Here is a 13,733-nt window from a genome sequence, read left to right as displayed (position 1 = left end):
AGTGGTCCAAGCCACAGCACAACTCTGGGGGTAGTTTTTGCGGGTACTCTTACTCACCCATTCCTACTCGCCTGAGCACAGCCCTCCGCAGCGGCGCTGGACCCAGATCATCCGTTCGTTCCGTCAGCGGGGCTGGGATGTCGACGTCGTAGCTCCCGTAGCGCACGCACCCCACGGCCGGCGCACACTGCCCAAGACAGAAGCGGGCCGCGCCTTCCGCCGTGATACCGGCGTTTACGGGGAACAGATTCGACGGGTCCCCTACCTCTGGCACCGCACCACCCGGCTGGGGCGCCTGGCGGACCACCTGTTCTCAGCAGCCTGCAGCGTTCCGGCTGCGCTTCTGGGCCCCAAACCGGACGCCGTGATTGTCACCGTCCCCAGCCTGCCGATCCTTGGTGCAGGCTATCTCGCTGCCCGGCTGCTGCGCACACCGCTGGTTGTGGACATGCGGGACGCCTGGCCGGACATTGCCCGCGACGCGCGGCTGGTTCCGGGCAGCGCAAAGGGGCTGGCCGAGCGCATCATCATGGGAATCCAGGACCGGGCCGCCCTTGTTGTCACTGTGACCTACGGATTCGCGCAGACGCTCAGGGACCGCGGGCTGGGCAACGTGGCTACAGTCAGCAACGGCGTTGACGTGTCAGTCCGCGAGCTGCTGATGCCGCCGCCGGAGCAGTCGGAATTCCTGAACGTGCTTTATCTCGGCAACCACGGCGAGAGCCAGCGCCTGGACATCGTGATCCGTGCGGCCGCCCTGGCCCGGGACTGCGTGCGGCTGAGCCTCGTGGGACACGGCGTCCAGCGCCGGGAACTGATAGCCCTCGCCAGGGAACTGGACGCCCCGGTGGTGTTCCACGATCCGGCAATGGGCAGCGCCGAAGTGATGGAACACTACCGGCACGCGGACACCTGCGTGGTGTCGCTGCGGGATGACTGGAAGTCCTTTGAAACCACCATTCCGTCCAAGACCTATGAAGTCCTCGCGGTCGGCCGGCATGTGACCGGGATAGTGCTGGGCGAGGCCCGCAAGATCATCGAAGAATCCGGAGCCGGTGACGTGGTGTCCGCCCACCCCGAAAAGGTTGCCGAGCTGTGGCGCGAACTCGCGGCTGACCGGTCCAGGCTGCTGACCGGAACGGCCGGCCGGGACTGGGTTCATGACAATGCCAATGTGGATGCCCTGGCTGACGCCTACGCCGAACTGCTGACCACCCTGGTGGACGGGGTTTCCACCCCGTGAACCGTCTCAGCACACTCGTGCGCAATCTGCGGCTGGCCGGCGGAACCGCCGTCGAACACCTGGGCGACGATCCGGTGGTCCTGGCGCTCCAAATCTCCCGCCGTCTTCCTCCCCGCGTACTGCGCCCGCTGCTGGACACGGCAGCCCGCGTCCCCGGCCGGGGCACCCTGGCCTCCCTGGACGCCCTGCTCCGCGGGGACAAGCAAAGGCTGGAAGCCAACCTCCGTGCCTGCGGGCAGAGCGGCGCCCGCGACGGCCAGCGCCTGCGGATGGCGGATTTGGCCACGGCTGCCGGACTGCCTGACCTTGCTGCCGAGCTCCTGAAAGACGTCCCGCCGGCTGCCGGAGGCCGCCGGGGAACCGCGGCCCGGCTGAACTGGTACAACGGCAACACCCGCGAAGCGGTCAGCGCCCTGGACGGGGGATCCCGCCGGGAACTCGCCCAGCAGCGCCGCCTCGCGGCCGAAGCACGGGTATTCGCCGGCTGGCAGCCAAAGCTTGCGCCGCTACCGGGGTATGAGCCGGAGCCCCGGACGGTGCTCCATGTCCTGACCAATTCGCTGCCGCACACCCAGAGCGGTTATGCGCAGCGGACGCACTCCATCCTCAAAGCCCAGCTGGAGCTGGGCTGGAACGTCCATGCCGTGACCCGGTTGGGCTATCCCGTGCAGGTGGGCAAGCTGGGCGCCGGGGATACGGACGTGATCGACGGCGTGGTGTACCACCGGCTGCTCCCGGCCCGGATGCCTTTCGGCATGGACCGCCGGCTGCAGCGCCAAGCCGAAGACATGCTTGCACTGGCCCGGGCACTCCGGCCCGCCGTGCTGCACACCACCACGCACTTCACCAACGGTCTGGTCACCGCCGCCGTGGCGGAAGCCCTCGGTATTCCATGGGTGTACGAGGTCCGCGGTCAGTTGGCTGACACCTGGGCATCCACCCGGTCCGAGGAGGCCCGGAGCAGCCAGCGGTACCTAGACTTCAAAGCCGCCGAGGCCCGGATCATGAACCGCGCTTCGCTGGTGCCCACTCTGGGCACGGTGATGGCCGAGGAGATTACCGCCGCCGGAGTGGACCCGGCCAAGATTGTGCTCCTGCCCAACGCGGTGGGGGAGTTTTACTTGAAAGCTCCGCTGGCGCCGCGTGAAGCGCGCGTAAAGCTCGGGCTGCCCGCGGACACCGAGATTATTGGAACCGTGAGCAGTCTGGTTGACTATGAAGGCCTGGACGACCTGCTGCGGGCGTTCGCCGTGCTTGCACCGAAGTATCCGCTTTTGACCTGCCTCATCGCCGGCGACGGCGTGGCGGCACCCGGATTGAAGGCGCTCGCCGCCGAGCTGGGGATAGACCGCAGGGTAGTTTTCCCGGGCCGTGTATCCCGTCAGGACGCACATTTGTATCATCAGGCACTCGACATATTTGTGGTGCCCCGGAAGGATCTGAACGTGACACGAGCGGTTACCCCGCTGAAACCCGTGGAAGCCATGGCCTGCTGCACCCCCGTGGTGGCCAGCAGCCTGCCGGCGCTCCGGGAATTGGTGAACGACGGCGGCAACGGCACCCTGGTGCCCGCAGGAGACCCCGCGGCCCTGGCAGCAGCGCTCGGCCATCTGCTGGCCGATGCCGATCTGCGCACCCGGATGGGTGTCAACGGGCGCCGGCACGTTCTGGCCACCCGGACCTGGCATGCCAACGCGGAGCTCTGCGTGGAGAAGTACGGCTCTCTGACGGTAGCGTCCTGATGGCCGGCATCAAGGCGGATCCCCAGTCCGGCTCGCAGGCGGATTCCCCGTCCGAAGTCCAGGTGAAACCGTTGTCCGTGGATGTCCGGGGACTGCAGCGCGTGGGCGCGCGCCCGGGTTTTGTGGACTACGTTGTCCAGGTTTGGAATTACCGCGAGTTTATTTTCTATGACGCCAAGTCACGGGTGCAGAGCGGAAACCGCCGGGACCGGCTGGGCAGCATCTGGCTGATCCTGAACCCGGTGCTGAACGGGCTGACCTACTTCCTGATTTTCGGGCTGCTGCTGGGCACCGGGGGAGGCATTGAGAACTTCATCGGTTACCTCGTGATCGGCATCTTCCTCTTCCAGTACAGCTCGCGCGCCATCACCAACGGCGGCCGGTCCATCCAGCAGAACCGGGCCGTCATCCAGGCCTTTTCCTTTCCCCGGGCCACCCTGCCCATTGCCGTAAACCTGCGCGAGCTGCTCGCCAACATTCCGGTGTTCATCGTGATGGTGCTCATTGTCCTGGTGATCCCGCCCACCGAGGAGATCTCCTGGCTGGGACTGCTGATCATTCCGGCCCTGCTGCTGCAGAGCATCTTCAACCTGGGGGTTGGGCTGATCCTGGCCCGGGTGATCTCCAAGGTGAATGACGTGGTGCACCTCCTGAGCTTCGCCCTGCGGGCCTGGATGTACGCTTCAGCAGTCTTTTACTCCTACGAACGGTTCATCGACCAGCCGGTCCTGCTCGAAATCATTCAACTGAACCCGCTGTTCAATGTCCTGGACATCGTCCGTGACGTGCTGCTTTACAACACAGTGCCGGACTGGCAGTCCTGGGCCGTCCTCAGCTGCTGGGCACTTGGCGCGCTTGCCATTGGTTCCGTCTACTTCTGGCGGGCGGAGGAAACCTATGGACGCGGTTAAGGACCTGGAATATCTCCGCGAGGACCCATGCATCGTCATCGATGAAGTGAGCATGCGCTACCGTGTGCCGTCCAGCGAAGCACCGGCCGCGGATGACACGTCCAGCGGCACCGCACGACTTCTGCGACGCGTGATGGCAAAACCCAACCTGGTCACCGTCAACGCGCTGAACCCCATGTCACTGGTGGCGGTCCGCGGCGAATCAATTGGCATTGTGGGCCGCAACGGGTCCGGCAAAAGCACCCTCATGAAACTCATCAGCGGGCAGGTCAAACCCACTAAAGGGGCCGTCTACGCCGTGAGCACCCCGGTCATGCTGGGCGTCAACGCTGCGCTGGTTCCCGAACTCCCCGGCGACCACAACGTGGTGCTGGGCTGCCTGGCCATGGGAATGTCCAAGTCGCAGATCGCGGAGAAGTTTGATGAAATTGTCGAACTCTCCGGACTGGAAAAGGCCATTCACCTGCCGATGCGCTCCTACTCTTCCGGGATGGCGTCCAGGCTCCGCTTTGCCATCGCCGCCAGCATCGATCCGGAAATCCTCCTGATCGACGAGGCACTCAACACCGGCGATGCCCAGTTCGCAGGCCGCAGCAAGAAGCGGATGGACGAATTGCGGAGAAATGCCGGCTGCGTCTTTCTGGTCAGCCACAGCCTGGATACCATCCTGGAAATGTGTACCCGCGTCGTCTGGATCGACAAAGGGGACCTGCTGATGGACGGCGAGCCCAAGGCAGTCGTCAATGCCTACAAAGACTTCACCCGGCACCTCTCCAAGGGCAACAACATCAGTGCCGCGAAAATCCGGACAGACGCCATGGAATCCCTGACGGTCACCCGCGTGATGGAGCGTTCCACCGGCCGCCGCAGCATGAGGACCCACTAGATGGGCCTGCTTGCCGATGTCCGCACCGGACTCTGGCACCTGCGCGCCGGCGGTCCCGCCCAGGTACAGGAATGGAAAATACGGAGCCGGGCAGAGCGTAGCTTCGCGGATCCAGCCAACACCCGAGGAGTGGAAGCCGGGTGGATAGGCCGCGGTTCAGCACGCCGGTTATCCATCCCCGCGGCCTCGCTGCCCACGCCGGAGCCGCGCAGGAGCGACCTTACAGTCGGTGTCATTTTGGACGAATTCTCCGCCATGGCTTTTGCCCATGAGTGGAACACCGTGGCTTTGGATCCGGCATCCTGGCAGCAGCAGATGACAGATACAGTGGTGGATCTGGTTTTCATCGAATCGGCCTGGGCCGGCAACAACCGGCTCTGGCGCGGGAAACTCGCCGGTCCGTCCGGTCCTGCTCCCGAACTCGTGGAACTGCTCCAGTGGAGCCGCCAAAACGGCATCCCCACGGTCTTTTGGAACAAGGAAGATCCGCCCCACTACGAGGATTTCCTGCCTGCAGCAGCACTTTTTGACCATGTCTTCACCTCCGACGTACGCCGGGTCCCCTTCTACCGGCAGGACCTCGGCCACGGGAACATTGGTGTGCTTGCTTTTGCCGCGCAGCCGGCCATCCACAACCCGGTGCGTCCCCGGCACGGCCGGCACTCCCGGGACATCGCCTTTGCCGGCATGTACTTTGCGCACAAGTATCCGGAGCGCCGGGACCAGATGGACCTGCTCCTGGGCGGGGCCATGGACGCGTCGGCAAAACTCGGCACGGGGTTGGAGATCTTTTCCCGCAAGCTCGGCGGGGACACCAATTATCAGTTCCCGGCACCTCTGGACACCCGGGTGGTGGGTTCCCTGAGTTACCCGCAGATGCTCTCCGCCTACAAGGCGTACAAAGTGTTCCTCAATGTGAACTCCGTGGTGGATTCACCCAGCATGTGTGCCCGGCGTATTTTCGAAATCAGTGCCGCCGGCACCCCCGTGATCAGTACGCCCAGCGCGGCCGTGGAGCAGTTCTTCGCTCCCACGGAGGTTCCGGTGGCATCCACCCGGGAGGAAGCTGCCGCACTCAGCCGTAGCCTGGCCTCCAACCCGGAGTACAACGACAGGACCGTGCACCTTGCCCAGCGCCGCATCTGGGAGCAGCACACCTATGCACACCGCGCTGAAGCGGTTCTGGCGGCCGCGCTGCCGGACCGTATCCGCCCCCTGAGCAGGCCCGGCGTCTCGGCGCTGGTGCCCACCATCCGCCCGCACCAACTGGACAGCCTGTTCGCCACCATCGCCCGTCAACGGAACGTCGACGTGGAACTGGTGCTCCTGACTCACGGGTTCGAGCTGGAACCGGGGCGGCTCGAAGAGCTGCAAACCGCACACGGGGTGGCCAAGGTGCAGCTGCTGACCGCCGGCCGCGACGTGTCACTGGGCGAATGCCTGAACAGATGCGCCGCTGCCGCCACCGGAGAGGTGGTGGCCAAAATGGACGACGACGACCACTACGGCCCCAACTATCTCAGCGACCAGCTGCACGCCCTGCACTATTCGGGTGCGGACATTGTGGGCAAACAGGCGCATTACATGCACCTGCGCACCTCCAACGCCACGGTGCTGCGGTTCGGACACCGTGAGCACCGGTACACGGACTTCGTCATGGGCCCCACCATCATGGCCCGCCGGAACCTGGTTCTGGAGCTGCCCTTCCCCGCGCTGGGGCTGGGCGAAGACACCGGCTTCCTGCGGCAGGCTGCAGCCGCGGGCAAACGCATTTACTCATCAGACCGTTTCAACTACTTTCAGGTCCGGGAAGCAACCGGACACACATGGCAGGTGGAGGACGCCGCACTGCTGGCGTCCGGAGACCTGAAATTTTATGGGGGACCACATGAACACACAGACATATAACGCCGGCGAGGCTGCGACGGAGATCTCTACCGTCGCCGTCGTCGGGCTGGGCTACATTGGGCTGCCCACCGCCGCCATCCTGGCTGGCAAGGGACTGCACGTGATCGGTGTGGACGTGAATCCCTACACTGTCGAGGCCGTCAATGAAGGCCGGGTGCCGTTCATCGAACCCGATCTGGGGGTCCATGTGGCCGGTGCGGTGAGCCAGGGGCATCTCACGGCGCAGGGGAGCGTGCCGGAAGCAGACGCCTACATCGTAGCCGTGCCCACGCCGTTCCAGGATGACAAGACTGCTGACCTGGTCTACGTGGAGCAGGCCGCCCGCAGTATTGCCGCCCGGATCCGTCCCGGCAACCTGGTCATCCTCGAGTCCACCTCGCCTCCCGGCACCACCCGCCGGATGGCGGACGTTATCCTGGCGCTGCGTCCTGACCTGTCCGCTGAGGCCAACGGCGGCAAGGACGCCGTGCTGTTTGCCCACTGCCCCGAACGTGTGCTGCCCGGAAAGATCATGATCGAGCTGGTCACCAATGACCGCATCATTGGCGGACTGACCCCGGAGGCTGCCACCGCCGCCGCCGGCCTGTACAGCACGTTCTGTCAGGGACGCATCCACCTCACCGACGCGGCCACCGCTGAAATGGCCAAACTGGTGGAGAACGCCTACCGGGACGTGAACATTGCATTCGCCAACGAGCTCTCCGTCATCAGCAGCAACCTCGGCATCGACGTGTGGAACCTGATTGAGCTGGCGAACCACCACCCGCGCGTGAACATCCTCCAGCCCGGCCCCGGCGTGGGCGGCCATTGCATTGCCGTGGATCCGTGGTTCATTGTTTCCGCGGATCCGGAGAATTCCCGCCTGATCCGCACCGCCCGCGAGGTGAACGATGCCAAGCCCGGACACGTCATTGCCGAGGTGCTGACAGCGGTGGAAGGGATCGAGACTCCCGTCATTGCAGCGCTGGGTCTGGCCTTCAAAGCGAACATTGATGACACCCGTGAATCACCCGCGGTGGAAATTGTCCGCCGGCTGGCACTGGAAAACCCCCAGGCACAGATTCTGGTGGGACGGTCCTTCCTCGGAGCCACCCTTCCCGATGAGCTGGCCCCGCTGCCGAACGTCGTGTCGACGGTGACCGATGAAGCGATTGCTGCCGCTGACGCCGTTGTCCTTTTGGTGGACCATGACACGTTTCGGGAGATCCGCCCCGAGCAGCTGGCCGGGAAGGCTGTCATTGACACAAGGGGATTCTGGCGCTCGTAGGGCGCTTTGCCTCGAATAATGTCAGGCGAAAGATTTCCCCGGTAATTTTTGACCACGGGCGCAGTGAAATACCGTTGGTAATAGCGAGACAAATCAAATATTTGTGAGATTTCAAGGAGCAATAGGTTGGACAATAAAGTAGTAGTAATCGGCCAAGGCTATGTTGGGCTACCCCTTGCCTTAGAGGCTACTCTTGCAGGCCTAACGGTTACGGGCTTGGATTTGAACCGGGGCACAGTTGACGGCTTGAACAGCGGAAAATCGCACGTTGACGACGTGAGCGACGGCGATATCGAGCGAATGCTTGAAGCTGGTTATAAAGCTGCTACTGATCCGTCAGTGATCTCAGGCGCCGACACGGTGGTCATTTGCGTCCCCACCCCGCTGGGGGAAGCTTCAAAGCCGGACTTAAGCGCTGTCATCGGAGCAACGAAATCCATTGCAAGATATATGATGCCTGGAACCTTAGTAGTTCTTGAGTCGACCACCTATCCGGGGACTACGGATGACCTTATTCGCCCGCTCCTTGAAACAGACGGACTGCTTGTGGACAGAGACTTCCATCTCGCTTTCTCGCCCGAGCGCATTGACCCGGGGAACCCCACTTATGGTCTAAAGAACACGCCTAAGGTAGTGGGCGGAGTGACGCCCGCTTCCACCGCTCGCGCCTTGGAATTCTACCAATCGGTAGTTGACGTAGTGGTTCCTGTCCGAGGCGCCAGAGAAGCAGAGACTGCCAAACTCCTGGAGAATACGTACAGGCACATCAACATAGCGCTTGTAAACGAGATGAGCCGCTTTTGTCATGAACTAGGGATCGATTTGTGGGACGTTATCGACGCTGCGTCGACCAAGCCTTTTGGGTTCCAAGCATTCTATCCCGGCCCGGGAGTGGGCGGTCATTGCATCCCCATCGATCCGAATTACCTCAGCTACGAGGTGAAAAGGAAGCTTGGAGTTCCGTTCCGGTTTGTTGAACTCGCTGAAGAGGTCAACGGAGCAATGCCAAAATATGTTGTCGAACGACTCCAGGACGCCCTCAACGACCAGTCGAAGGCAATGAAGGGCGCGACGGTACTTCTGTTGGGCGTCACCTATAAGAAGAATATTGCCGATCAGCGCGAGTCGCCTGCCATTCCTGTTGGCGAGCTGCTGAAGGCAAAGGGCGCAACGATTTCTTTTCATGACCCCAAGATTCAGACATGGAAGCTCGGGAATGCCGAGTATGAGCGGGAATCCGAGCTGGAACAGGCTGTTATGGACGCCGACGCCGTAATACTCCTGCAGAATCATGAGAGCTACGACGTAGATGCACTTGCTTCGAAGGCGTCCCTTTTCTTCGACACCAGGGGAGCCACCAAGAGTGAAAAGGCGATTCGTCTGTGAGACTGGAGACTAATAAACTGTCGGTCGCCAAGTCATTCGGCATAAGCCCTAAGCAGCTGTTCATCCTCGGTGGAGGTACTGTATTCGGAATTGCTGCCTTGATATCCTCCGCGCTTGGCTGGTCGTTCGGTCGCGACGCTGCCATCGTGGGGATGCTCTTGGCCGTCCTGTGCGCCCTAATCCTGGTGCTCCGTGCAATCACCCTCAAGACAACATCAATCCGCCGAGATATTTTGCGTCTCAGCCAGCGCCAAGCTGCAGCTTCGAAACGCATCGAGGCAAGCACCGGTCTTTCGGCCAGCGTCGGATCAGTAGCGCCAGTCAGTTCCGTAGATCCGACCGTGGGAAATTCACTTGGCCATGGCGGCAGATATTTCGGCATTGGACCTGAGTACGAATATGCCTGGCGCGCGGCCCAAGGACTTGCGTCCTTTGAGACCTTCGCACTGCGAACGAGGAGCCTCGCGATGCGCGACGTCTTCGCGCGGTCTGCGACAGGACTGCAGTACAACTACAAGGATCTGCTGCAAATAGCCCGGAGCAGCAGGGCCGTACGAGTGGACAACTTGGGGAAAGTGGTCGCTCGTTGGCGGCCCAAGGATCTGCTGGCCCTGGCCCGCGTCGTGGCAAATCAACGTATTCTGTCCAATGACGCCGCGACCTCCATTCTGCTGTTCGAGCTAGCCATTAAAGTCTTCGGCGCCGCTGCGCTCGGGAAAACCGACCGACGCCTGTATGTAGAGGCGCTTGTCGACGAGGGGCGTGCAAAGGATGCGGGCAAGCGGATTAAAGAGTTCCATTTAGCAGGCAAAGACGCTGTACAAACCGCGCTGCTGACCGCAAACTTAATCCGGCCATCCGGCAGTTACACCACCGAAGACTGGTCTCCGTGGTTGGACAAAATCAACAGGGTCCTTGCTTTCGACGCTGCATCTCCTGTTTCGTTATCCCCGGGGTCGGGGGCGCCGCTGGACCGGTTGACCACGCCTGAAACAAACGCCGCGGAAAAGAGATCCAAAAACCGTCAGCCTCTTGTTTCGGTGATTATGCCGACACATAACGGGTCTGCGTTGATCGAGACCGCGTTGCGGTCGCTGCAGGCGCAGACATGGAAAAACATTGAAATCATTGTTGTCGATGACTGTTCATCTGAGCTTCATGTTCAAAAGCTGAGGACAATCTGCGCCAAATTTGACAATGTTATTTTGCTGGAACAGGCCGTCAATGCTGGGGCATACGTGGCTAGGAACGCCGCACTTCTGCACGTTCGGGGCGAGCTAATCACGGTTCACGATGACGACGATTGGTCACATCCGGAAAAGATAGAAAGACAAGCTGCCCCTCTTATCAGCAACACGGACAACTTTGCCAACATGAGTCTGCATACTCGGGTCACGGAGGATTTGTCATTCCTCCGGATCAATAACAACACCAGTTTCACCCAGCCCAACTATTCATCGATCATGTTCCGCCGGTCTTCTCTTGACCTGATTGGTGAATGGGACTCTGTGAACAGGGGTGCGGATGCCGAATTTCGGGATCGCATTAAAAACGTCACGGGAAAGCAGGTCGATGTTATCGGCACAGTGCCGATGTCATTCACCCGGACGCGCGTCGGTTCCCTGACTCACGGTGAACTTGACCGGGGTTATATCGAACCCGCACGTCTCATCTACTTGGAGTCATACACCCAGGCTCACAAGCAGGGGATCACGGGCGGCCGATCTATGGATCGAAACTTCGCCGCGCCTCTGGACATGCTGCCCGAATGGCGGGGGAAGCACAAAGGCCGGTTTGATGTGGTCTTTGCTACCGATTTCCGGTTTCCCGGCGGCACCACATCCCTCACCGTCAACGAAATTCAAGCGGCGGCTGACGCGGGTCTCAGGGTCGGCGTGCTTCAGCTCGATTCCCCACTGAATAAGCCGGGTACCGCCTTTTCGCCTGCATTGCTCGACATCTTATTGGAACAACGGGTTTCATTGTTGCGCCTTCGGGATAAGTACAGTGCAGCGCTTTTGATCGTGCGCCATCCATCCGTAGCGCAGTTCTTGGATAATTTGTATTCTGATGCAGATATTGCATCGTGTATTTTGGTGGCCAATACGGCTCCCGTCTTGGCTGGGGGATCGGGCAGCGTCTACGATCTGGAGCAGTGTGTCGATAACACTGTCTCGTGCTTCCGGGCAGAAACATTGGTGGTTCCGGAATCCGGAGTGACACGGAAGCTGGTCCAGGAAGTGGCAGGCAACGTCAAGGTGGCCGCTTATGACTGGCCCGGGTTCATTGATGTCAAGCCCGAGACTCGCCGGTTCGTGGCCTCCCGCCTACCCCGCGTGGGCCGCCACTCAAGAGACAACCGATTGAAGTGGCCGGATACCCTGCAGGATTTCTTGGGTGCTTACTGCCAGCCTGATGTGTTTGAGACTCATATTCTGGGCGGTATCGATTCTATTGCAGAGTCGATACCGGAGCCCGCACTCGGGGCCCTGACAGTCACACCATTTGGGGGCGCAGACGTCCGAGATTATCTTGTGGGCTTGGACTTCTGGGTTTACTACCACAGCTCCCGGACCATTGAGTCCTTTGGAATGGCTGCGGCTGAAGCTATGGAGGCCGGCTTGGTGGTTATTCTCCCGCCATATATGGCTGCGACTTTCGGTGACGGAGCCGTCTATGCAGAACCTGCCGAAGTCGCTTCTGTTGTGACGCGGTTTTGGAAGGACCCGAACCTCTACAGCGATCAGTCCCGTCGTGCTCGTGCGTACGTCCAAGACCACTACTCCGCTGCAGTTTATACAGACCGGCTGAGAGGTCTGATCGCAGAGAGCCAGCTTGATGGTTCTCAGGAATCTGCGGAGAGTGTTGCGCTGCTTTAGTCCTCACAAGTCACTGTAAATTACAAGGGCCGTAAAAATGTATGTTGATTAACATCGGATGAAATAGTGCGGGGCGATATGACGTTCTCGATCAATGAGAAAACGGGTTTGAAAGAGGGGCACCACGAATTTTTCGGAGTTCCCCAGGTGTGGCAGAGGGGCATAAACACTATACGTGTGGACGGGCAAGTTCGCGCGGTGCACACAGTCCCGCTCCGAAATGGCCTCACTCTAGATTTCTTCGTGCAAGCTTCCATGAGCGAAGAACTGTTTATCGCCCTGCACGGCGCTAATCGTAGGGAGAAAAACGTCTATCCACGTTTCGAGAGGGTGGCCTCACTCCGGAAAACTGCTCCGGCCTTAATAGCCTTTGCAGATCCAAGCCTGCTCCTTGATGAGGAGAGGAAGATGCTGCTGTCTTGGTACTTGGGTGGACCGGGCTGGGACCCTCTTCACGACATGATGAAAGTCATTAATAAGGTGATGGGTAAGTCGGGAGCCAAGCGCGTCATCTTCGTTGGTGGCTCAGGGGGCGGCTTTGCGGCGCTGCGAGCATCTGCAATGATTCCAAATTCCATGGCTTTTGTTCAAGCGCCCCAAACGATCCTTGCACGATATATTCCGCACGTCGTGGAGCAGTATTTCGAGACTGCCTGGAAGGGGTGGGATATGCCCCAACTCCTGCAGGCATTTCCTGAGCGCTTTGATATGGTGCGTCACTACCAGCAAAGGCTGCCGAACAACTTCGTGTACTACATGGTCAGCAGCAGCGATCCTTCTCACGTAACGGAGCATTACGACCCCTTTAAGGCAATTTATGGTGTTAGCGAAGCATCGGGGTATGACCGGTCGGGGCGCAAACGTTTTGTCCAGTACGAAGGGAAAGTCCCAGGCCATGGAGCGGTGACAAATGCGGAGTTCGAATATCACCTTCATGAGGCGCTGACTCTGTTCAGGTCCTAGCAATGCGATAGGGAGTGCCCCAACCTAGAGCGCGCGCGGCCATTGCGGGCGTCGCGTCTTAACCTGGCAGGGTGTTCCGAGCCTCCTAGGGGGCGGAACACTATCAAATGTGTCCGGGATCCTGCTCAGAAGAGTGGTGTGCTCAGTAACCGTATGACGGCGAGATCACCGGCCGTCATACGTGCGCTTACCGTTCCCTCATCCAGACAGGTCGGCTCGGCTGTGGTGGCTTGCGGTAGGCTTCCTACTGTCCAAACCGACCGGGGGGAATCGGGGAATTGATTCTGTCAGGGGCGGAACCTCAGGGCCAGCACGGAAACGGTATCACTTTGGAGACGGAAACCATCGCGAAGGTACGGGCGCAGAAAAAGGTGCCTAACCGATGGCTGCCCAAAGAGGACGTTCCTGTGGGCCACCACGAGGAGACATCAGCAATCCGACAAAATGTCGGAATTGACACCGGGAATTGGATTTGTGTGACCGTTTGCCGCCCGCCCCTTCACCGTGGCCACGGCCTTGGAAGCAATGGCCCTTGTACTGCTCGTAGC

At 60.7% G+C, this 13,733-nt stretch carries 9 protein-coding genes; all 9 read left to right on the top strand.

The features are described 5' to 3' along the window. Positions 1-37: 37 nt before the first annotated feature. Positions 38-1,243 carry a glycosyltransferase family 4 protein gene (locus tag CXQ89_RS12220; protein ID WP_104161380.1) on the top strand — a complete coding sequence of 402 codons (1,206 nt, stop codon included), beginning with the start codon at positions 38-40 and terminating at the stop codon, positions 1,241-1,243. Further along, entirely contained in the window at positions 1,240-2,985 is a 1,746-nt protein-coding gene (locus CXQ89_RS12215; protein WP_104161379.1) for a glycosyltransferase, read from the top strand. The genes CXQ89_RS12220 and CXQ89_RS12215 overlap by 4 nt, the downstream gene beginning before the upstream one ends. After that, entirely contained in the window at positions 2,985-3,896 is a 912-nt protein-coding gene (locus CXQ89_RS12210; RefSeq protein ID WP_104161378.1) for an ABC transporter permease, read from the top strand. Before CXQ89_RS12215 ends, CXQ89_RS12210 begins: the two co-directional genes overlap by 1 nt. After that, positions 3,883-4,782 (top strand): ABC transporter ATP-binding protein, encoded by a 900-nt coding sequence (locus CXQ89_RS12205; protein ID WP_181032310.1) that lies wholly within the window; start codon positions 3,883-3,885, stop codon positions 4,780-4,782. The genes CXQ89_RS12210 and CXQ89_RS12205 overlap by 14 nt, the downstream gene beginning before the upstream one ends. Beyond that, positions 4,783-6,690: a glycosyltransferase gene (locus CXQ89_RS12200; protein ID WP_104161377.1), complete on the top strand. Its 1,908-nt coding sequence runs from the start codon at positions 4,783-4,785 to the stop codon at positions 6,688-6,690. It begins immediately after the preceding gene. Next, positions 6,671-7,957, top strand: a complete 1,287-nt coding sequence (wecC, locus tag CXQ89_RS12195) for a UDP-N-acetyl-D-mannosamine dehydrogenase (protein WP_104161467.1) — start codon at positions 6,671-6,673, stop codon at positions 7,955-7,957. The genes CXQ89_RS12200 and wecC overlap by 20 nt, the downstream gene beginning before the upstream one ends. A 126-nt stretch (positions 7,958-8,083) precedes the next feature. Then, complete coding sequence (locus CXQ89_RS12190; protein WP_104161376.1) at positions 8,084-9,343, top strand: nucleotide sugar dehydrogenase; 1,260 nt, start codon at positions 8,084-8,086, stop codon at positions 9,341-9,343. After that, a complete protein-coding gene (locus CXQ89_RS12185; protein ID WP_104161375.1) occupies positions 9,340-12,222 on the top strand; it encodes a glycosyltransferase family A protein in 2,883 nt (960 codons plus the stop codon). The genes CXQ89_RS12190 and CXQ89_RS12185 overlap by 4 nt, the downstream gene beginning before the upstream one ends. A gap of 255 nt (positions 12,223-12,477) precedes the next feature. Continuing rightward, positions 12,478-13,185, top strand: coding sequence for a hypothetical protein (locus CXQ89_RS12180; protein ID WP_181032309.1), 708 nt, complete (start codon positions 12,478-12,480; stop codon positions 13,183-13,185). The last annotated feature ends 548 nt before the right edge of the window (positions 13,186-13,733 follow it).

The organism is Arthrobacter sp. ZGTC212 (assembly GCF_002929255.1).
Classification (GTDB): domain Bacteria; phylum Actinomycetota; class Actinomycetes; order Actinomycetales; family Micrococcaceae; genus Arthrobacter_B; species Arthrobacter_B sunyaminii.
Note: the sequence above shows the minus strand (reverse complement) of the source record. Positions and strands in the feature narration are given on the sequence as shown.